This window comes from Conexibacter sp. JCM 18997, from assembly GCF_055391915.1.
On sequence record NZ_AP043885.1, the window covers coordinates 544,045 to 562,033 of the forward strand.

Here is a 17,989-nt window from a genome sequence, read left to right on the forward strand (position 1 = left end):
CTCTCCGTCGGAGCAAGCGCCGCGCGGCGTGATCGCGGCCAGGCGCGAGGCGAGTTCGATCGGGTCGGGCTCGATGGCCGTGAAAGGTATGGTCCCGCCGCAATGGACGCTGCAGACCTCGCCTTTGCGGGCCTGGCCCGCCAGGCCGAGTTGGTCGCCGCCGGGGAGGTCAGCTCGCGCGAGCTGGTCGACGTGGCGCTCTCGCGCATCGAGCGGATCGACCCTCGGATCAACGCCTTCCGGATCGTGTTCGCCGAGCGCGCGCGCACCGAGGCCGACCAGGCCGACGGCCGACGCGGTGCCGGCGGCGCCGCGGACCGCCCGCTGCTCGGCGTGCCCGTCGCCGTCAAGGACGACATGCACGTGGCGGGAGAGATCACCGCCCAGGGCACCGCCGCGGCCCGGACGCCCGCCGCCGCCGACAGCGAGATCGTCCGCCGGCTGCGCGAGGCGGGCGCGATCGTGATCGGCAAGACGAACGTGCCCGAGCTGACGATGTGGCCGTTCACCGAGACCGCGACCTACGGCGCGACGCGCAACCCGTGGGATCTGGATCGCACGCCCGGCGGCTCCAGCGGCGGCACCGGCGCCGCGGTCGCGGCCGGCCTGATCGCCGCGGGCACGGCCTCCGACGGGCTGGGCTCGATCCGGATTCCCGCCGCCTGCTGCGGCCTGTTCGGCCTGAAGGCGCAGAAGGGCCGCGTCCCGCTGGCGCCGGCCAGCGACGACGTGTGGCACGGCCTGGTGCACTACGGCACCGTGACACGCTCGGTGCGCGACAGTGCCCTGTTCTTCGACGTCGTCGCCGACCGCCCGTCCTGGGGCACGTTCTCCGAGGCGGCCGCGACGGCACCCGGGCAGCTGCGCATCGCGCTGTCGTTCAAGGTCCCGCCGCCGCTGATGGCGCCGATCGGCGATGTCGTGCGTCGCGGCGTGGAGGAGCTGGCCGACCTGCTGCGCTCGCTCGGCCACACCGTGATCGAGCGCGATCCCGACTACGACGCCGGTGCCACGGCCCGCGGCCTGGCCCGCTACACGCGCGGCGTGCTCGACGACGCGCGGGCCAAGGACCGCCCGGACCGCTTGGAGCGGCGCACGAAGGCGATGGCCCGCCTGGGTCAGCTGACGCCGAAGTCGATCCTGGCTCGTTCGCGCGCCGAGGAGGCGGCGATGACGCAGCGGCTGGGGCGCCTGTGGGACGACGTCGACGTGCTGCTGACGCCGACGCTGGCCTCGCTCCCGCTGCCGATCGGCAAGTACGAGGGGCGCGGCGCGCTGTGGACGTTCAACGGCGCCGGCCGTTTCGTCCCGCACCTGGGCCCGTGGAACATGACCGGCCAGCCGGCCGCCTCGATCCCTGCCGGGTTCACGCCCGAGGGCGTGCCGCTGGCCGCGCAGCTGGTCGGTCGCTCCGGCGACGAGGCGACGCTGCTGAAGCTGTCCGCGCAGCTCGAGGCCGAGCGGCCGTGGGCGGACCGCCGGCCGGACCTCGGATGAGCGACGGCCAGGCGCTGCTCGGCGTCGCGTTGGAGGCGGCCCGGGCGGGCGCCGCGGTGCTGCTGCCCCGGTTCGGCACCGAGCGCGCGCTGCACGCCAAGTCGACGCCGACCGACCTGGTCAGCGAGGCCGACCTGGCCTCCGAGCGCGCGATCCGCGCGGTGATCGACGCGCACCGGCCCGACGACGGGCTGCTGGGGGAGGAGGGCACCGGCGACGTGGCCGGCACGACCGGCCTGCGCTGGGTCGTCGACCCGCTCGACGGCACCACCGACTACCTGTACGGCATCCCGCAATGGTGCGTCAGCGTGGCCGTCGAGGACGCCGAGGGATCGCTGGCCGGCGTGGTCGTCGATCCCACGCGCGCCGAGGAGTTCGCCGCCGTCCGCGGCGCCGGGGCGACGCTGAACGGCATGCCGCTGCGCAACGAGCGGGCCGCCGCGCCGCCGCCGCTGGCCCGGGCGCTGGTGGCCACGGGCTTCGGCTACGACGCCGAGGTGCGCCGCGCGCAGGGCGCGCTGGTCGCCGAGCTGCTGCCCCAGATCCGCGACATCCGCCGCGCGGGCAGCGCCGCGCTGGATCTCGTGTGGACCGCCGCGGGCCGCCACGACCTCTACTACGAGTTCGGCGTCCGGCGCTGGGACATCGCCGCGGGCGAGCTGATCTGCCGCGAGCTCGGCCTGGAGGTCGTCGAGCTGGCCGCCGACGGCCCGCTGCCGACCGGCCTGGCCACCGGCGAGCGCGGGCTATTGGCCGAGCTGCTCAGCGCTTTGGGCCGCTGACGCGACCGAGTACCCGGGGCGGGATTCGAACCCGCAAGCCCAAAGGGCAAAGGATTTTGAGTCCTCCGTGTAGACCGTTCCACCACCCGGGCAGGTGATGGGAGAAGCGTAGAAGGTCAGGCGGTCGCGGGCGTGGGCTCGCGCGGGCCGTCGACGCGGCGCTCGACCTCGACGTTCCAGTTCTGCGTGAACGCGCGCATCGCGAAGGCGATCAGCAGGACCTGCACCGGGATCAGCAGGAAGCAGACGAGCCCGAGGACGCTGGAGGCCACGTCGGGATCGGTGTAGCCGGTCTCGTCGCGCTGGAGCCACTGGGGCCCGGCGAGCGCGGCGAAGATCAGCAGGATGATCCCCAGCGCCGCCGACAGCGGCAGGGTGCCGCGCGACCAGCGGGCGCAGAAGAAGGCCATCACGACGTAGACGGCGATGTAGGCGATCAGGATGCCCTGGGCGCCGTCGAGCGCCGACCAGCCGCCGATCAGCACGAAGGCCATCATCGCCGCGCTGACCAGCAGCAGCAGGACGACGATCCAACGCGTCGCCTTCGACGACGCCTTGCGGCGATTTGGCTTCTCGATGACGACCTCTTGCTGCCCCTCTCCGGCCATGTCGGTGATCATACGTTCCCTGCGGGCGTGGTGGAATTGGTAGACACGCTGGGTTTAGGTCCCAGTGGCGCAAGCTGTGGGGGTTCGAGTCCCTCCGCCCGCATGAACGGTTCCCGTGCACGGAACCTGCGGTGCGGCGTAGGGTCGCGCCATGACCGCCACGCTGTCGGCATCCGCAGGCCCCGCCGTCGCCGGACAGGAGCTGGTGGTCACCGTCGCGGCCAGCGCGCCCGTCGCCGATCTGCGCGTCGCGCTGGTCTGCACGGAGCAGCACCGCGCGCAGACGCCCACGGCCGGGACAGCGGCCCCGTCGCAGACCGGCGCGAACCCGCCGCTGATCGAGCAGTCGGTCGATCTGCTGGTCGATCTGATCCCGGATCCCAGCGAGCTCGTCGAGCACGTCGAGGTCGTCCAGACCATCGAGGTCGGCGCGCTGGACGGCACCCGTGAGGTGCGCTTCGCGCTGCCCGACGACGCGCCCCCGACGACGACCGACCTGATCGCCTGGACGGTGCGGGCCTTCGGGGCCGGCGCCGGCGACGGTCCCGCGCCCGTCGAAGCGCCGGTCGTGGTGGTGTCCGCGCGCGTGCCCGCCGAGGAGGCGGCCACGCACACCGGCACCGGGGACGGCGACCGCGAGCAGCTGCGTCTCGACTTCCCGGGCGGCGTGGCCATGGTGCGGGCCGGTGACGTGCTCAGCGGCGCGCTCGTCGTCCAGCCCGGCCGGTCGATGAAGCTCACCGAAGTGCGCGTCAGGCTCGAGCTGCTGCACCGCGACACGGTCGACTTCCGGCGCATCGAGACGATCGCCGAGATCGACGTGTCCGATGCGCTCGAGCTCGAAGGCGGCACCGTGCAGCAGCTCCCGTTCACGCTGGCCATCCCCGCCGATCTGCCCCCGTCGTTTCGCACCGCCCGCAACGCGGTCTCCTACGTCCTGCACGTCTCGGCCGCCCGGCGCCTGCGCTCCGACCTGAAGTCGTCGGTGCACCTGTACGTGTTGAGCGGCGCCGCATGAGCGCCCTGTCGCTCACGGTGGCCGGCCCGGTCGCTCCCGGCGAGGCGCTGGTGGCCACGCTCGTCGCGACCGAGCCGCTGGACGGCGTGGCCGTCGCGCTCGTGCGCACGGAGGCCTACCGCAGCAAGGCCGAGGAGCCGATCGAGAACGGGCCGACCAGCACGAACACCGCCTTCGAGAACGCCGAGGATCTCTTGCTGATGGCCACGGCGGCGCCGTCGGAGGCCCGGACGCAGGTCGACGTGGTCGCGCAGCTCGAGCTGGGCGCGGTCGAGGGGACCCGCGAGATCCGCATCCCGGTGCCCGCCGCGGCGGAGCCGACGACGCCGACGGTGATCGACTGGGTGCTGCGCGTGTTCCGCGGCGGGGAGGCCGAGGCGCCGGTCGTCGTGCGGACGACCCGGGCGCAGGCCGACGCGGCGCGCTACAGCGGCCAGGGCACGCAAGGCGAGCTGCTGTCGCTGCGCGTTCCCGGCGGTCCTGCGGTCGGCGTCGCCGGAGAGCGGCTGACCGGCGCCGTGGTCGTCTCCCCACAGGAGCGCACGAAGCTGTCGGAAGTGAGCGTGCTCCTGTATCGAGCCCACAGCGACGACAACGGCGCAGCCGGATCGGTGACGATCGGCACGCAGCGGCTGTCGGGTTCGCTCGAGCTGTCCCCGGGTGGGCGTCAGGAACTGCCGTTCGCGATCGACATCCCCGCCGACGCCTGGCCGACGTTCGTCTCGGCCCACAACGAGGTCGTCTACTGGCTGGAGGTGACCGCGGCCCGCCGGATGCGCAAGGACCTCGCGGAGTACATCCGCGTCTACGTGGCGGCGGCGCCGTAGAGCGCGCGCAGCTCGGCGGCGTCCGGCGGCGGCGGGACGCGCTCCAGCTCCGGCCGCTGCCCGGCCACCTCGACGAGGCGCTCGATGGCGCCGGCGTCGATGCGCTCGCCCCCGGCGCGGTCGCGCAGGCGCGCCGCGAGGTCCTCGAAGCCGATCCCCAGGTCGGCATCGGCGCGGGCCATCGCCGCGGGCCGGCGGGCGCGCATCGCCGCCGCGGTGTGGGGGAGCAGCGCGGCGTTCGCGCCCGCGTGGGACGCGCCGGCCTCGCGCACGGCGGTCTGGGCCAGCGCGTGATGGAAGCCGATGCGGGCATGGTCGACGCCCCAGCCGGCCAGCAGCGCGCCCAGCGCCAGCTCGCCGCGGTCGGGCTCGTCTTCGGACCAGGCGGCGGCGATGCGCCGCGCGGCCTGCAGGGCGACCGCGGCGGCGATCGGCGAGACGTCGTCGTTGGCGATGGCCACCAGCGTGTGGGCCAGCGCGTTGGCGCTGCTGGCGGCCAGCTCGGGCACGTCGTGAGAGGCGCTCAGCGCCGGGTCGTTGATCACCACGTCGGCGCGCTTGCGCGGCGTGTCCGGGGCCACGCCCCGCGCGTGCCGATGTGAGCCGGTCATCTCCGCGCCGCTCAGCGTCGTCGGGATGGCGATCAGCTGTCGGGGCGCGTCCGCGGCGGCCAGCGCCTTGGCCACGTCGACCACGCGGCCACCACCGAGCGCGACCAGACGATCGCCGCGCACCGCGTCGCGCAGGTCGGCGGCGATCGCGTCGACCAGGCCGCTCGGGACGTCGACCCGGGCGCCCGCGCGGGCGACCACGCCCGGGGCGGCCTGCGCGGCGCGCGGCGTGGTCAGCAGCGTGTAGCCCTCCCCGAGCAGGTCGGCGCCCGCCGGCACCGCGCCGTCCCCGAAGACGATCGTGCGCTCGTGGTCGACGTGGCGGAAGGCGGGCGGGGTCATCAGGTGGTGGGGGTGGCCAGCTTCAGGGTCTCGCCGACCCAGGCGACCGCGGCCGGCACGTGTGCCGGATCGATGTGGTGGGCGGCGTCGGACTCGTGGTACTCGACATCGAGGCCACCCGCGGACAGCAGGTCGCGGGCCCGGCGGGCGAACTCGACGTCCATGATCGGGTCGTTGCGCCCGTGGGCGATGAACGCGCGCAGGTCGGGGCGCGACCCCAGGTCGGGCTGCCACTCGTCGACGGTGGGGATGAACCCGCTGAAGGCCAGGATCCCGGCCGGTGCCGGGCGCGGGCCGCTGAGGCCGAGCGCGTAGCTCATGACCGAGCCCATCGAGAAGCCGCCGAAGACGGTCTGCTTCGGCGCGAGGCCGGTCCGCTGCCACAGCTCGTCGTGGAAGGCGGACAGACGGTCGTACGCGGCGTGGAACGTCTCGTGGTCGGGGTAGCCGACGCGCGGCACGACGTACCAGTGGTTCCCCGGCCAGCCGGGGACGGTCAGCGGACCTCGCGGCGTGACGACGTGCAGGCGCCGCGCGGGGTCCAGCACGTCGCCCAGGGAGAGCAGGTCGTGCTCGTCGGCGCCGCGCCCGTGGTGCAGGACCAGCAGGCCGGCGGGGTCACCCGCCGCCGGCCGCTCGCGATAGGTCAGGGCGCTCATCAGGCCACCTGCTGGGTCGTGCGCGGGTTGACGACCGGCGTCAGCGTCTCCTCGAGGTGCTCGCGCAGGTGCGCGTGCATCTTCGGGACGCGCAGCGCCTCGCCGAGGTGCTCGGGGTCCTCGTCGACGGCGAACCCGGGCGACATCGTGGCGATCTCGAACAGCACGCCGCGGGGCTCGCGGAAGTAGATCGCGTCGAAGTAGTCGCGGTCGCGAACGTCGGTCACGAAGCCGCCCGCCTCGCGCACGCGCGCCTGCCAGCGCAGGTGGTCGGCGTCCTGGGAGGCCCAGGCGATGTGGTGGACCGAGCCCGCGCCCTGGCGGCCCATCTGCTCGGGCGCGTCGTAGGCCCAGTGGAAGTGGCGCTGCTCGCCCTGCAGGCGGTACTCGCCCTCGCCCAGGTACTCGAAGCCGAGCACGTCGGTCAGCAGGTTCTCCTGGACGTTGTGGAACGTGCCGTAGGCGCGGGCACCTTCCAGGCCGAGGATCGCGTGCTCCGCGGGGATCTCGGGGTGCTCGGCGCGCAGCGGCGGGTTGCCGTCGTCGGCGACGACGAGCTCGAACCGCAGGCCGTCGTAGTCGGCGAAGCGCAGCGTGCGCTCGGTGCGCACGGAGCCGTAGCCCTTGCTGTCCAGCCGGGCGGCCCAGAAGTCCAGCGCGGCGGGCGAGGCGACGCCGAGCTGGAGCGTGTGGATGTCACCGGCGCCGGGGGCGCCCTGCGCCGCACCGGGGAACTCGAACCAGGTCAGGATCGAGCCGGGCGCGCCCGTCTCGTCGCCGAAGTACAGGTGGTAGGCCTCGGGCTGGTCGAAGTTGACGGTCTTCTTGACGAGCCGCAGGCCGAGCACGTCCGCGTAGAACTCGACGTTCTTCTGCGCGTCCGCGGTGATCATCGTGATGTGGTGCAGGCCCTCGAGCTTCATCTGGTGCTCCATTCTCCCCGGTGTCAGTACTTGCATGCACAACTATAGCAAGTAATTGTGCGCGCAACTACTATGCGAACTGTAGTGTGCAGGGCGTGTACGAGAGTGACATGGGGGAGTTGTCGGGCCGGATCGGCGCGGCGATCCGTGCCCATCGCACCGCCCAGGGCCTCTCGGTGGCCGAGATGGCGCGGGCGTGCGGCCTGTCGCGGACGATCCTGACGCGGATCGAGTCCGGCGCCGGCAACCCGTCGATCGAGACGCTCTGGCGGGTCTCGCGTGCGCTGAACGTCCCGTTCGGGACGCTGCTGGCCGAGGACGAGGCGCCGCGCATCCGTCACATCCCCGCGCGCGAGACCGAGGAGCTCCGTGCCGACTCGGGCATGCGGGCCTGGCTCGTGCACGCGGAGGGCCGCGAGCACCGCTCCGACCTCTACGAGCTCGAGGTGCCCGCCGGAACCGACCAGCGCACCGGTCCGCATCTGCCCGGCACCGAGGAGGTCCTCGTCTGTCTGAGCGGCCGGATCCGCATCGGGCCGATCGGCGAGGAGGTCGAGATCGGACCGGGCGAGTCGGTGTGGTTCGTGGCCGACCGCGACCACCACTACGTCGCGCTCGAGGACACCCGGCTGCTGAACCTGATGCTCTACGGGGTCGGCGGTGCGTGAGGGCGACGTCCAGCCGCTGCTGTCGGGCGTCGTCGCTTCGCTGGTCGGCTTCGCCAGCACGTTCGCGCTCGTGCTCGCCGGCCTGCGCGCGGTCGGCGCCGACGACGACCAGGCGGCCTCCGGTCTGCTCTACCTGTGCGTGGCCATGGGCGTCGTGGTCATCGCCATCGCCCTGCGCCTGCGCATGCCGGTGGCGATCGCCTGGTCGACCCCGGGCGCGGCGCTGCTGATCTCCTCGGGTGCGGTGTCGGGCGGCTACGCCGCGGCGCTGGGCGCGTTTGCGTTCTGCGGGGTGCTGATCATCCTGTGCGGGCTGTGGACGGCGCTGGGCCGCTGGATCGCCGCGATCCCGGTCCCGATCGCCTCGGCGATGCTGGCCGGCGTCCTCCTGCCGCTGTGCCTGGCCCCGGTCAAGGCGCTCGTCGAGGTCCCGTGGCAGGCGGCGCCGGTGATCGCCACCTGGGCGGTCCTGACCTTCGTCGCGCGGCGCTGGGCGGTGCCGGGCGCGGTCTTGGTCACGATCGTCGCCGTGGTGGTCGGTGGCGACGTGCCGGCGGGCGCCTTCGACCACCCGTGGCCGGTGGTCGAGCTGACCATGCCGCACGTGGACGTGGGCACGCTCATCAGCCTCGGCCTGCCGCTGTTCATCGTGACGATGGCCTCGCAGAACGTGCCGGGCATGGCCGTGCTCGGCACCTACGGCTACCGCCCGCCGCTGCGCCCGCTGCTGGTCTCGACGGGCGCGGCGACGGCGATCGGCGCGCCGTTCGGGGCCCATGCGATCAACCTGGCCGCGATCACCCAGGCGCTGGTGGCCGGGCCCGACGCGGGCCCCGATCGGGACCGCCGGTGGGTGGCCGCGGTGTCCAGCGGCGTGTCCTACCTGGTGCTCGCGCTGGTCTCCGGCGCGGCCACCGTGCTGGTCGCGGCGGCGCCGCCCGTGTTGATCGAGGCGGCGGCCGGCCTGGCGCTGCTGGGCGCGTTGAGCGCGGCGCTGAGCAACGCGCTGGCGGACGAGACGCACCGCGAGGCGGCGACGATCACCTTCGTCGTCGCCGCCTCGGGGGTGACGCTGGCCTCGATCAGCGCCCCGTTCTGGGGGCTGGTGGCTGGGCTGGCCTGGTTGACCGCCCGACTGGTCGTCGCTAGGCCGCGACCGGCTCGCCCACCGGCGTCCGGTCCGCCTGCGTAGCGGCGCTCCGACCGGGGATCAGGAGCGCCAGCAGCGCGCCGGCGAACAGCACCGCCGCACCGATCGGCAGGGCCGCGACGAGGCCGTCCGTGAACGCGTCGGGGCTGACGTAGGAGCCGTGCGCGGCGAACACCGTGGCCAGGACCGCGACGCCCATCACGCCGCCGACCTCGCGGATCGCGTTCAGCGCGCCCGACGCCTGACCAGCCTGCTCGGGCCGCACCGACGCCAGGATCGCGCTGGCGGCCGGAGCGAACACCAGCGCCATGCCGATCCCGCCCAGCGCCAGCGGCGCGATCAGCTGCACGTAGGGGGTGGTCGGCTCCTGCACGATCGCCAGCCAGGCCAGCGCCGTGCCCTGCAGGGCCATGCCCATCGCCATCAGCGGCCGCGGGCCGACGCGATCGATCAGCAGCCCGGCCAGCGGCGAGACGATCATCGGCGCCGCGGTCCAGGGGAGCGTGCGCAGGCCCGCCTGGAGCGGATCCAGCCCGCCGGCGATCTGGAAGAACTGCGACAGCAGGAAGATGGCGCCGAAGGACCCGAAGAACATCGCGAACGACACGCCGTTGGTGGTGCTGAAGCCGCGGGAGCGGAAGAGCGTCATCGGCAGCATCGGCGCGCGGGCGCGCAGCTCCCAGGCCACGAAGCCGATCAGCAGGGCGACGCCGACGACGAGGCTGCCCGTCACGGTCGTGCTGCCCCAGCCCAGCTCCTGCGAGCGGACGATCCCGAAGGTCAGCCCGAACAGCCCGGTGCCGGCCAGCAGCAGGCCCGGCAGGTCCAGCGTCCTGGTCGGGCCGTGCGACTCGGTCAGGCGGGCGAGGGCCAACGGCAGCAGCGCGACGCCGATCGGCACGTTCAGCCAGAAGATCCAGTGCCAGGAGATGCCCTGCACGACGGCGCCGCCGACGACGGGCCCCAATGCGACGCCCAGCCCGGTGACGCCGCCCCAGATGCCCAGCGCGGCGTTGCGGCGCTCGGCGGACACGGCTTCGCTGAGCAGCGTGAGCGTCAGCGGAGCGACCATCGCGGCGCCGGCGCCCTGGATGGCGCGAGCCGCGACGAGCGCGTCGATCGACGGCGCGAGCGCCGCGGCGGCGCTGGCCAGCGTGAAGACGCTGAGGCCGAAGACGAACATGCGCTTGCGGCCGAAGCGATCGCCGAGCGCGGCACCGGTGAGCAGGAGCACGGCGAAGGACAGCGTGTAGGCGTTGACGGTCCACTCCAGCGACTCCAGCGAGCCGCCGAGGTCCGCCCGGATCGACGGCAGCGCAACACCGACGACCAGGTTGTCCAGCGCGGTCATGAACAGCGCGATCGAGACGATCGCCAAGGTCCACCCGGCACGCGGGCGAGACGAGGTGGGCACGGGGGCCTCCTTCGGTGTGGTGTGTGATCGGTTACTCACTGAAGTGACAAAAAAAGAGAGGTTCAGCACGGACCCTTGTCGGCGAGCAGGGCGTGGGCCCACGCCTCGTCGACCTCGAAGGCGCCGATCGACGCCAGCACGTTCATCAGCATCCCGGTGCCGAACCAGGCTTGGATCGCCTCGTCCTCAGCGCCGGACTCCTGCTTGGCCAGCTCGTACAGCGACCGGTAGCCGTCGCGGGCGGCCGCGCGCACCACGGGGTCAGCGGCCGCGGCGTAGGTCTGCATCTGGAGGTGCAGCAGGCGCTGGTCGGGGTCCTGCAGCATCTCGCCGTACGCCTGGCCCATCGCGTCGAGCGGCGCGAGGCCGTCGGCGCGGCCCTGTCGGGCGGCCGCGCGGAACAGGTCGGCGGTCTGCGCGAAGCAGCGCTCCACACAGGCCACGAACAGGTCGAGCTTGGTGGGGAACAGGCGGAAGAGATAGGCCTGTGAGATGCCGGCCGCCTTGGCGATCTCGGTGGTCGGCGTCCCGTGGTAGCCGCGGGTCGCGAAGACGTGGGCGGCGGCCTGGAGGAGCTCCTCGCGGCGGACCTCGGCGGTGGACAGGGTGCGGGTGGTCATCGCCATGCAGGAGTGAGTATGCACTCACTCACCTGTCCTGTCAAGGACGCGAACCTGGATTCGGTGTCCGACTAAGGGGGTAGCTTGCCGCTCATGCGCGTGGGTCTCGTGCTCGGCGCCGGCGGCGTCGTCGGCGCGTCATGGCTGATCGGAGCGTTGGATGCGCTCGAGTCGGAAACCGGGATCGCCCCTGGCGATGCCTCGGTGGTCGTCGGCACGTCCGCCGGATCGGTCGTCGGATCGCTGGTCGCCGCGGGCATCCCGCCCGCGCTCCTGGCCGCCTACGCCTCGGGCGAGCCGCTGCGGGGCTTCGCCGATCTGGAGGAGGCGCTGTCCGAGCAGCTCGACGAGATCGAGCGCGAGAGCCCCGACCGCTTCCGCCTGCAGCTGGCGCTGCCGCCGATCGGTCCCGGCTCGTGGCGGATGGCGCTCTCCACGCTGCGTCATCCGATGCGCCACTCGCCCGCGGCCGTGGTGGGCGGCTGGCTGCCGCGTGGCGTGTTCTCGACCGCGCCGATCCGTGGGCTGGTGGATCGGCTCGTGGGGGACGAGTGGCCCGATCGCCTGCGCGTCGTGGCCTGCGACTACCGGTCGGGCAAGCGCATCGTGTTCGGTGGTGTCGATGCGCCCGCGGCCCGCGCGTCCGAGGCCGTCGCCGCCTCCTGCGCGATCCCCGGCTTCTACCACCCGGTGAAGATCGCCGGCCGCCGCTACGTCGACGGCGGCGTGTGCTCGGTCTCCAACCTCGATCTGCTCGCGCGCGAGGACATCGACGTGGCCATCTGTCTGAACCCGTCGTCCTCCACCGCGCACGGCCCGCGCACGCTGAGCCCGTTCGGCCAGGCCGCGGGCGTCATGCGCGGCGCCGCCCACAAGCGCCTGGAGGCCGAGACGCGCAAGCTCCGCGCCGCCGGCATCCAGGTCGTCAACATCGAGCCGTCCGCGGCCGACCTCGCCGTCATGGGCCACAACCTGATGTCCCGCGGCCGCCGCGCCGAGGTCACCGAGCAGGCCTACCGCAGCGTCGCCCGCTCCCTGCGCCGCCGCTCGCTGCCGGACTTCGACTTCAAGCCCGCAAAGCGTCGCGCCCCGCTTCGCCAGGCGGCGTAACGGGGCGCGAAAGAGGCGGGGGACCGAGGAATCGAACCTCGCTTTCCGGTTTTGGAGACCGGCGTCGTAGCCGATGGACCAGTCCCCCCGAACTCGGTGGCGGAGTGTATCGAGGCCTATCCGGCAGCCGCCCCGCTGGTCCCGAGGCGTTGCGTGTCAGGTTCGTTCCCTCTGCGGGCACGAACCTGACAAGCAACGCGATCGAGAGCGCGCAAGTTCCCCGCGGCGGGCGCGTTCTCGCTGGTCATGGGAACGGAACACGGAGTCTCGCGGCGGCGGTTCCTGGCCGGTGCGGGCGTCGGGGCGGTCGGCGTCGCGCTTCCGCGCGTTGCGCAGGCCCAGGCGGCCACGCCCGATGAAGCGGCCGCCAAGCAGGTCGATGTGGCGATCGTCGGTGCGGGCCTGACCGGCCTCACCGCCGCGCGCAAGCTCAAGGACCAGGGCCGCAGCGTCCACGTGATCGAAGCCGACAGCAGGGTCGGCGGGCGGGTGTGGACCGGCGCCGCGTCCGACGGCACGCCGCTGAACTACGGCGCCACGTTCATCGGCCCCGGACAGGACAAGATCGCCGCGCTGGCCGCCGAGCTCGGCGTGAAGACCTACGCGACGTACAACACGGGCAACAACGTTCTGTACTTCGACGGCAAGCGCAGCACCTACACCGGCACGGTGCCGCCGCTGGACCCGGCCACGCTGCTGGACGCGCAGCGCCTGATCCTCAAGATCAACCGCATGAGCCAGGAGATCGATCCGGCGGCGCCGTGGGCCGCCGCCAAGGCCGACGAGTACGACGGCCAGACGTTCGAGACCTGGAAGCTGGCCAACACGCCGCTGCCCGGTACGCGCAAGCTCTTGGACCTGGCCATCAACGCGCTGTTCAGCGTCGAGTCGCGCGACGTCTCGCTGCTGTTCGTCCTGTTCTACATCCGCTCCGCCGGCTCGCTGGAGCTGCTGGTCGACACGGCGGGCGGCGCGCAGGAGCGCCAGTTCGCCGGCGGCAGCCAGCAGATCCCGATGGCGCTGGCCAAGCTCGTCGGGCTCGGGCGGGTGACCACCGGCTCGCCGGTGCGCAAGATCATCACCGCCAACGGCGCCACCACGGTGGTCAGCGACCTGATCACCGTGCAGGCCAAGCGCGTGATCGTCGCCGTCCCGCCGACGATGGCCACGCGGATCGAGTACCAGCCCGGGCTGGCCGCGCGCAAGGACCAGCTCTACCAGCACCTGCCGTTCGGCTCGATCGGCAAGGCGATCGCCGTGTACCCGACCGCGTTCTGGCGCGACGCTGGCCTGACCGGGCAGGCGACCAGCGACCAGGGCCCGATCAACGCGACGTTCGACATCTCACCCGACGGCGGCAAGCCCGGCGTGATGATGGGCTTCATCGACGGCCAGGACGCGCGTGACTTCAGCCAGCTCAGCGCCGAGCAGCGACGCTCGGCCTGCCTGTCGCAGTTCGCCACCTACTTCGGTGACGCGGCGCGCTCGCCCCGCGAGTACCAGGACATCCTGTGGGACGAGCAGCCGCTGCATCGCGGCTGCCCCGTCACCGTTCCCGGCCCGGGCGTCCTGACCGGCTACACCGACGCGCTGCACGCATCCGACGGAGCGATCCACTTCGCCTCCACGGAGACCGCCACCGTGTGGGCGGGCTACATGGACGGCGCGGTGCGCGCCGGCGAAGCGGTCGCCGATGTCGTCGGGCGGCAGCTCTGAGTCAGTCCTCCTCGGCCTCGAGCTCCTCGATCGCCGCCTGCTCGTCGAGGTCGTAGCCGGGGTTGCCGGTGCGGTGGTCCTCACCGAAGTCCTCGACCTCGTCGGCGGCGGGGTCGTCAAACAGGTCGTCGTCATCGTCGGGGCGCATGGACGCGATGCTACCCCCGCGCGGGACGCGTACGCTGCCCGACGATGAGCTCGCGGATCTTCGCTGACGACCTGCTCGCCGGACAGGTGATCCTGATCACCGGCGGCGGCACCGGCCTGGGCCGCGCGGCGGCCGCGGAGCTGGTGGCCTGCGGCGGGTCGGTGGTCATCTGCGGCCGACGCGAGGAGGTGCTCCAGGAGGCCGCCGCCGAGCTCGGCGACGGCTGCTCGTGGGTGGCCGGCGACATCCGCGACGGCGACGACGCGGCCCGGATCATCGAAGCGGTGCTGCAGCGCCACGACCGCCTCGACGTGCTGGTCAACAACGCCGGCGGCCAGTACTTCGTGCCCGCCGAGTCGATCGCGCTGAAGGGCTGGCAGGCGGTCAGCCGGCTGAACGTCGGCGGCACGCTGCTGATGACCCGCGAGGCGGTCGAGCGCGGGTTGCGCCCGGCCGGCGGCGGGATGGTCGTCAACGTGACGCTGTCGCCGCATCACGGCCTGGCCGGGATGACGCATTCGAGCGCGGCTCGCGCCGCCGTCGAGGGCGCGACCCGCGAGCTGGCCGCCGAACTGGAGGCCGACGACATCGGCGTCGTCGCGGTGGCCGCCGGCCACTACCGGACCGACGCGATGAGCAAGTACCCGCCCGAGGTGCAGGCCTCGGTCGACTTCAGCGTCCCGCTCGGTCGGATGGGCGAGCCCGAGGAGCACGCCTGGCTGATCGCGCTGCTCGCGTCGCCTCTGGGACGGCGCCTCAGCGGCTCGGTCGTGACCCTCGACGGCGCCCGCGACAACTGGTTCGGCCCGTGGCCACCCACCGGTCTGACCGAGCGCACGGGTGAGGTTCCGACCGAGGAGCGCAAACCTCGCCCGGCCGACCGCTAGGATCCCTCCCGGAGCTCGCGCCCGCGGGCGAAGTGTTGTGGTTGCACAGGAGCCTTCCAAGCTCTTAGGGCGGGTTCGATTCCCGTCGCCCGCTTTGTATCTACGGGGAGTGGCGCAGTCTGGTAGCGCACCCGGCTGGGGGCCGGGCGGTCGCAGGTTCAAATCCTGTCTCCCCGATCAACGAAAAGGCCTGCATATGCAGGCCTTTTCTGATTACCGAGGCCGTGATGCGCTCGCGGGAGCGCGTGTTCCGCCACGGATGGGATCGTGCGCGTATAGGCAAATCGCACCGGTGGCGCGGGCGTAGCGTCCCGCGCATGTCGAAGCCGATCCAACCATTCACCGTCGCCGCGGTGCACGCGGCGTCCGAGTTCCTCGACCTCGACGCCAGCGTCGAGAAGGCCTGCCGGCTGATCGGCGAGGCCGGGGAGGCGGGCGCGCGGCTGGTCGTGTTCCCGGAGTCGTTCCTGCCGGGCTATCCGTTCTGGATCTGGACGCACACGCCCGCCCAGAGCGCTCCGCTCTTCGCGGAGCTGTTCGGTCAGTCGGTCGAGCTGCCCAGCGACGCGACGCGACGCATCGGTCAGGCGGCGCGTGACGCGCATGCCTGGGTCTGCATGGGCATCAACGAGCGCGACGGCGGGACGCTCTACAACACGCTGGCCTGGTTCGATGACCAGGGTCGGCTCGTCGCGCGCCACCGCAAGCTGCAGCCGACGAACGTCGAGCGCACGATCTGGGGTCGCGGCGACGGGCGGGACGTGTTCGTTCTGGACACCGACATCGGCCGCCTGGGCGGGCTGATCTGCTTCGAGCACACGATGGACCTCAACCGCTACGCGCTGACCGCGCTCGGTCAGCAGGTCCACGTATCGGCGTGGCCGGCGATCTCGGCGATGACCGCCGACCCCAACTCGAGCAACTTCGACAACATGACCGAGACCGCGATCAAGTACCACGCGATGGCCGCGCAGGTGTACGTCGTGTGCGTCCAGAGCCGCATCGACGAGGGTGCGATCGAGCGCATCGGGCTGACCGGCCAGGACGACAAGATCCGCGTCGGCGGCGGGCTCTCGGCGATCGTCGCGCCGAACGCGACCTACGTCGCCGGCCCGCACCGCGACGACGAGGCGATCCTGTACGGCGAGATCGACCTCGGCATGATCGCCTTCGCGAAGTTCTTCGCCGACTCCGCCGGGCACTACGCGCGGCCGGACGTCTTCTCGTTCGGCATCGACACCCGCGCCCAGACCCCGATCACCGGCGCGCCCGGCGGCGGCGTCGACCGGCTCACCGTCCTGGGCGCACCCGAGGAGACCGTCGACGGAGAGATCGCCGGCGAGTACGAGCCGCGCCTGCTGACCGCGCCCTCGGCCGAGGGTTGAGCTGACCGGTACCGTGCGCGATACGGCGCTCCTGCTCGACACCCGCAGCGTGGCGGCACCCGACCGGCGCGAAGCGTGGGCCGAGGTCCACGCCCGCGCGCTGTTCCCCCTGTCGATCGAGTTCACGCGCGCGTCCGCGTTCGTGGGCCGGGCGGAGGCGCAGGTGTTCGGCGAGGCGTCGCTGTTGCGATTTCGCGGACAGGCGTCGACCGTGCACCGGACCCCGCGGATGATCCGTCGCGCCGACCCGGACCACGTGGTGGTCGCGCTCGCGCTGGACGGTGACTGCGTCGTCTGTCAGGGCGGCCGCCGGACGACGTTGCGGCCCGGAGATCTCACGACCTGGGAGAGCTCGCAGCCGTTCGCGGTGCCCCATCGCGATGCGTTCGACCTGCTCCTGGCCAGCATCCCACGGGACCGGGTGGCCAGCGGCGGGCCGACCGCCACCCGCGCTGACGGCCCGGCGGCCCGCGCCGATGCCGCCTTCCTGCGCGCGCTGTGGCGGGCCGATCCGGCGACGCGACGCGACCCCGGCGAGATCGTCGAAGCGCTGGCCCGCACGGCGCGGAGCGTGCAGGCCGCGGGCGCAGGGCGGTTTCTCCCACCGGCGGCGACGCCCGCGATGCTGTCGCTCGTCGTGCGGGCGGACATCGAGGCACGGCTGGGCGACCGGCGACTGTCGCCGTCGACGCTGGCCCGGGCTCATGCCGTGTCGGTGCGTCACCTCCAGGCCGTGTTCGCGGCGGAGGGCGACACGGTGTCGGGCGTGATCCGGGGCCGCCGGTTGGCGCGGGCCCGCGCGGACGTTCGCGATCCGCGGTTGGCGCACCTGTCGATCGGGCGCATCGCCGACCGGTGGGGGTTCATCAGCCACGCGCACTTCAGCCGCGCGTACCGGTCGGCCTTCGGCTGCAGTCCGCGTGCGGAGCGGCGCGGGTCGACCGCGGGTTAACGCCCTGCGGGCCCGAGCCCGTCGACCGTGAGCGCCAGCACCCGCACGGCGGCGGCGGCGCGGGAGGCGGCGTCCGGCGTGCGCTGCATCGCGCCGCGGGCCATCAGGAGCACGAGGAAGACGTCGTCGACGGAGGCGTCGCGGCGCAGCGTGCCGGCGGCGATGGCCGCGCGCAGCGGGCCCTGCAGCAGGCCGGCCAGGCGCTCGCGTTCGCGTTCCAGGCGGGAGCCGGCGCACACGTCCTCGCGGGCCAGGTCGGCCAGCGCGTAGGTCTGCACGGTGCCCTCGATGAGGGCGCGCAGCAGGAGGAAGAACGCGTCCGGGTCGCCGTCGTGCGCGGCGGCCAGCAGCGACAGGCGGTCGACCTGCTCGGCCAGGATGTCGGCCGCCAGCGCGCTGCGGTTGGGGAAGTGGCGGTACAGCGTGCCCTGGCCGACGCCGGCCCGGCGGGCGATCTCGCACATCGGCACGTCGGCGGACTCGGCGAACAGCTCGCGCGCGGCCGCGAGGATCGCCGCGCGGTTGCGCCGGGCGTCCTTGCGCTGCGGTTCGGCCTCGACCCCGGTCTCCACGGGAGGCAGCGTACACGTTGTGCGATCCCGCACATGGGATGGTCAAGGAATCGGGACGATCATCAAGTCTGCTTAAATCTGAGGCGGCGGACAGGACTGT

19 protein-coding genes and 5 tRNA genes are annotated in these 17,989 nt (G+C 73.0%); 14 read left to right on the plus strand and 10 right to left on the minus strand.

Annotation, left to right across the window (positions count from 1 at the left end; genetic code table 11):
- The first annotated feature begins 102 nt into the window (after window positions 1–102).
- Window positions 103–1,497 (plus strand): amidase, encoded by a 1,395-nt coding sequence (locus tag ACZ5UI_RS02825; RefSeq protein WP_464194011.1) that lies wholly within the window; start codon window positions 103–105, stop codon window positions 1,495–1,497.
- The gene (locus ACZ5UI_RS02830; RefSeq protein ID WP_464194013.1) at window positions 1,494–2,279 is read left to right on the plus strand and encodes an inositol monophosphatase family protein; all 786 of its coding nucleotides are present in this window, start codon (window positions 1,494–1,496) and stop codon (window positions 2,277–2,279) included. Before ACZ5UI_RS02825 ends, ACZ5UI_RS02830 begins: the two co-directional genes overlap by 4 nt.
- 10 nt (window positions 2,280–2,289) lie before the next feature.
- Here ACZ5UI_RS02830 and ACZ5UI_RS02835 read toward each other — a convergent pair.
- Window positions 2,290–2,371, minus strand: a tRNA-Leu gene (locus ACZ5UI_RS02835).
- A 24-nt stretch (window positions 2,372–2,395) separates the two neighbouring features.
- A complete protein-coding gene (locus tag ACZ5UI_RS02840; protein WP_464194015.1) occupies window positions 2,396–2,887 on the minus strand; it encodes a hypothetical protein in 492 nt (163 codons plus the stop codon).
- A gap of 21 nt (window positions 2,888–2,908) precedes the next feature.
- Between ACZ5UI_RS02840 and ACZ5UI_RS02845 the strand changes: the two genes are divergently transcribed.
- The 3 genes from ACZ5UI_RS02845 to ACZ5UI_RS02855 all read left to right on the plus strand — a co-directional run bounded on the left by ACZ5UI_RS02845 (window position 2,909) and on the right by ACZ5UI_RS02855 (window position 4,732).
- Window positions 2,909–2,990: transfer RNA gene (locus ACZ5UI_RS02845), tRNA-Leu, on the plus strand.
- Between the two features lie 48 nt (window positions 2,991–3,038).
- On the plus strand, window positions 3,039–3,905 hold the full coding sequence (locus tag ACZ5UI_RS02850; protein ID WP_464194017.1) for a vacuolar protein sorting-associated family 26 protein: 867 nt from the start codon (window positions 3,039–3,041) through the stop codon (window positions 3,903–3,905).
- Window positions 3,902–4,732, plus strand: coding sequence for a hypothetical protein (locus ACZ5UI_RS02855; protein WP_464194019.1), 831 nt, complete (start codon window positions 3,902–3,904; stop codon window positions 4,730–4,732). Before ACZ5UI_RS02850 ends, ACZ5UI_RS02855 begins: the two co-directional genes overlap by 4 nt.
- Here the strand turns inward: ACZ5UI_RS02855 and ACZ5UI_RS02860 are convergent.
- Genes ACZ5UI_RS02860 through ACZ5UI_RS02870 form a run of 3 tightly spaced genes read right to left on the minus strand, consistent with a single transcriptional unit; the run spans window position 4,711 to window position 7,267 of the window.
- Window positions 4,711–5,685: an iron-containing alcohol dehydrogenase gene (locus tag ACZ5UI_RS02860; RefSeq protein ID WP_464194021.1), complete on the minus strand. Its 975-nt coding sequence runs from the start codon at window positions 5,683–5,685 to the stop codon at window positions 4,711–4,713. The two genes, ACZ5UI_RS02855 and ACZ5UI_RS02860, sit on opposite strands and share 22 nt — an antisense overlap.
- A complete protein-coding gene (locus ACZ5UI_RS02865) occupies window positions 5,685–6,344 on the minus strand; it encodes an alpha/beta hydrolase (RefSeq protein ID WP_464194024.1) in 660 nt (219 codons plus the stop codon). Before ACZ5UI_RS02865 ends, ACZ5UI_RS02860 begins: the two co-directional genes overlap by 1 nt.
- Window positions 6,344–7,267, minus strand: coding sequence for a VOC family protein (locus tag ACZ5UI_RS02870; RefSeq protein ID WP_464194026.1), 924 nt, complete (start codon window positions 7,265–7,267; stop codon window positions 6,344–6,346). Before ACZ5UI_RS02870 ends, ACZ5UI_RS02865 begins: the two co-directional genes overlap by 1 nt.
- Before the next feature lie 110 nt (window positions 7,268–7,377).
- Here ACZ5UI_RS02870 and ACZ5UI_RS02875 point away from each other — a divergent pair, with 110 nt between their 5' ends.
- Both ACZ5UI_RS02875 and ACZ5UI_RS02880 read left to right on the plus strand, forming a co-directional pair.
- The gene (locus ACZ5UI_RS02875) at window positions 7,378–7,935 is read left to right on the plus strand and encodes a helix-turn-helix domain-containing protein (protein WP_464194028.1); all 558 of its coding nucleotides are present in this window, start codon (window positions 7,378–7,380) and stop codon (window positions 7,933–7,935) included.
- Window positions 7,928–9,127: a benzoate/H(+) symporter BenE family transporter gene (locus ACZ5UI_RS02880; RefSeq protein ID WP_464194030.1), complete on the plus strand. Its 1,200-nt coding sequence runs from the start codon at window positions 7,928–7,930 to the stop codon at window positions 9,125–9,127. The genes ACZ5UI_RS02875 and ACZ5UI_RS02880 overlap by 8 nt, the downstream gene beginning before the upstream one ends.
- Here ACZ5UI_RS02880 and ACZ5UI_RS02885 read toward each other — a convergent pair.
- Together ACZ5UI_RS02885 and ACZ5UI_RS02890 are read right to left on the minus strand one after the other, a co-directional pair.
- Entirely contained in the window at window positions 9,081–10,436 is a 1,356-nt protein-coding gene (locus ACZ5UI_RS02885) for a DHA2 family efflux MFS transporter permease subunit (protein WP_464197749.1), read from the minus strand. The genes ACZ5UI_RS02880 and ACZ5UI_RS02885 overlap by 47 nt on opposite strands.
- A gap of 125 nt (window positions 10,437–10,561) precedes the next feature.
- A complete protein-coding gene (locus tag ACZ5UI_RS02890; protein ID WP_464194032.1) occupies window positions 10,562–11,125 on the minus strand; it encodes a TetR/AcrR family transcriptional regulator in 564 nt (187 codons plus the stop codon).
- Between the two features lie 87 nt (window positions 11,126–11,212).
- On the opposite strand from ACZ5UI_RS02890, the gene ACZ5UI_RS02895 reads away from it, so the two are divergent.
- A complete protein-coding gene (locus tag ACZ5UI_RS02895) occupies window positions 11,213–12,229 on the plus strand; it encodes a patatin-like phospholipase family protein (RefSeq protein ID WP_464194034.1) in 1,017 nt (338 codons plus the stop codon).
- A 16-nt stretch (window positions 12,230–12,245) separates the two neighbouring features.
- Here ACZ5UI_RS02895 and ACZ5UI_RS02900 read toward each other — a convergent pair.
- Window positions 12,246–12,317, minus strand: a tRNA-Trp gene (locus ACZ5UI_RS02900).
- Between the two features lie 158 nt (window positions 12,318–12,475).
- Here ACZ5UI_RS02900 and ACZ5UI_RS02905 point away from each other — a divergent pair.
- Window positions 12,476–13,945 carry a flavin monoamine oxidase family protein gene (locus ACZ5UI_RS02905; protein WP_464194036.1) on the plus strand — a complete coding sequence of 490 codons (1,470 nt, stop codon included), beginning with the start codon at window positions 12,476–12,478 and terminating at the stop codon, window positions 13,943–13,945.
- Window position 13,946: 1 nt separating this feature from the next.
- On the opposite strand, the gene ACZ5UI_RS02910 is transcribed toward ACZ5UI_RS02905, so the two are convergent.
- Complete coding sequence (locus ACZ5UI_RS02910; RefSeq protein ID WP_464194038.1) at window positions 13,947–14,093, minus strand: hypothetical protein; 147 nt, start codon at window positions 14,091–14,093, stop codon at window positions 13,947–13,949.
- Window positions 14,094–14,137: 44 nt separating this feature from the next.
- Between ACZ5UI_RS02910 and ACZ5UI_RS02915 the strand changes: the two genes are divergently transcribed.
- The 5 genes from ACZ5UI_RS02915 (at window position 14,138) to ACZ5UI_RS02935 (ending at window position 17,317) form a co-directional block, all read left to right on the plus strand.
- Window positions 14,138–14,980: an SDR family oxidoreductase gene (locus ACZ5UI_RS02915; RefSeq protein WP_464194040.1), complete on the plus strand. Its 843-nt coding sequence runs from the start codon at window positions 14,138–14,140 to the stop codon at window positions 14,978–14,980.
- 23 nt (window positions 14,981–15,003) lie between these two features.
- Window positions 15,004–15,074: transfer RNA gene (locus tag ACZ5UI_RS02920), tRNA-Gly, on the plus strand.
- Between the two features lie 9 nt (window positions 15,075–15,083).
- Window positions 15,084–15,157 (plus strand) — tRNA-Pro (locus ACZ5UI_RS02925).
- Window positions 15,158–15,297: 140 nt separating this feature from the next.
- Window positions 15,298–16,365, plus strand: coding sequence for a carbon-nitrogen hydrolase family protein (locus ACZ5UI_RS02930; RefSeq protein WP_464194042.1), 1,068 nt, complete (start codon window positions 15,298–15,300; stop codon window positions 16,363–16,365).
- A 13-nt stretch (window positions 16,366–16,378) separates the two neighbouring features.
- The gene (locus ACZ5UI_RS02935) at window positions 16,379–17,317 is read left to right on the plus strand and encodes a helix-turn-helix domain-containing protein (protein ID WP_464194044.1); all 939 of its coding nucleotides are present in this window, start codon (window positions 16,379–16,381) and stop codon (window positions 17,315–17,317) included.
- Here ACZ5UI_RS02935 and ACZ5UI_RS02940 read toward each other — a convergent pair.
- On the minus strand, window positions 17,314–17,889 hold the full coding sequence (locus tag ACZ5UI_RS02940) for a TetR family transcriptional regulator (protein WP_464194046.1): 576 nt from the start codon (window positions 17,887–17,889) through the stop codon (window positions 17,314–17,316). The genes ACZ5UI_RS02935 and ACZ5UI_RS02940 overlap by 4 nt on opposite strands.
- Window positions 17,890–17,989 lie beyond the last annotated feature (100 nt).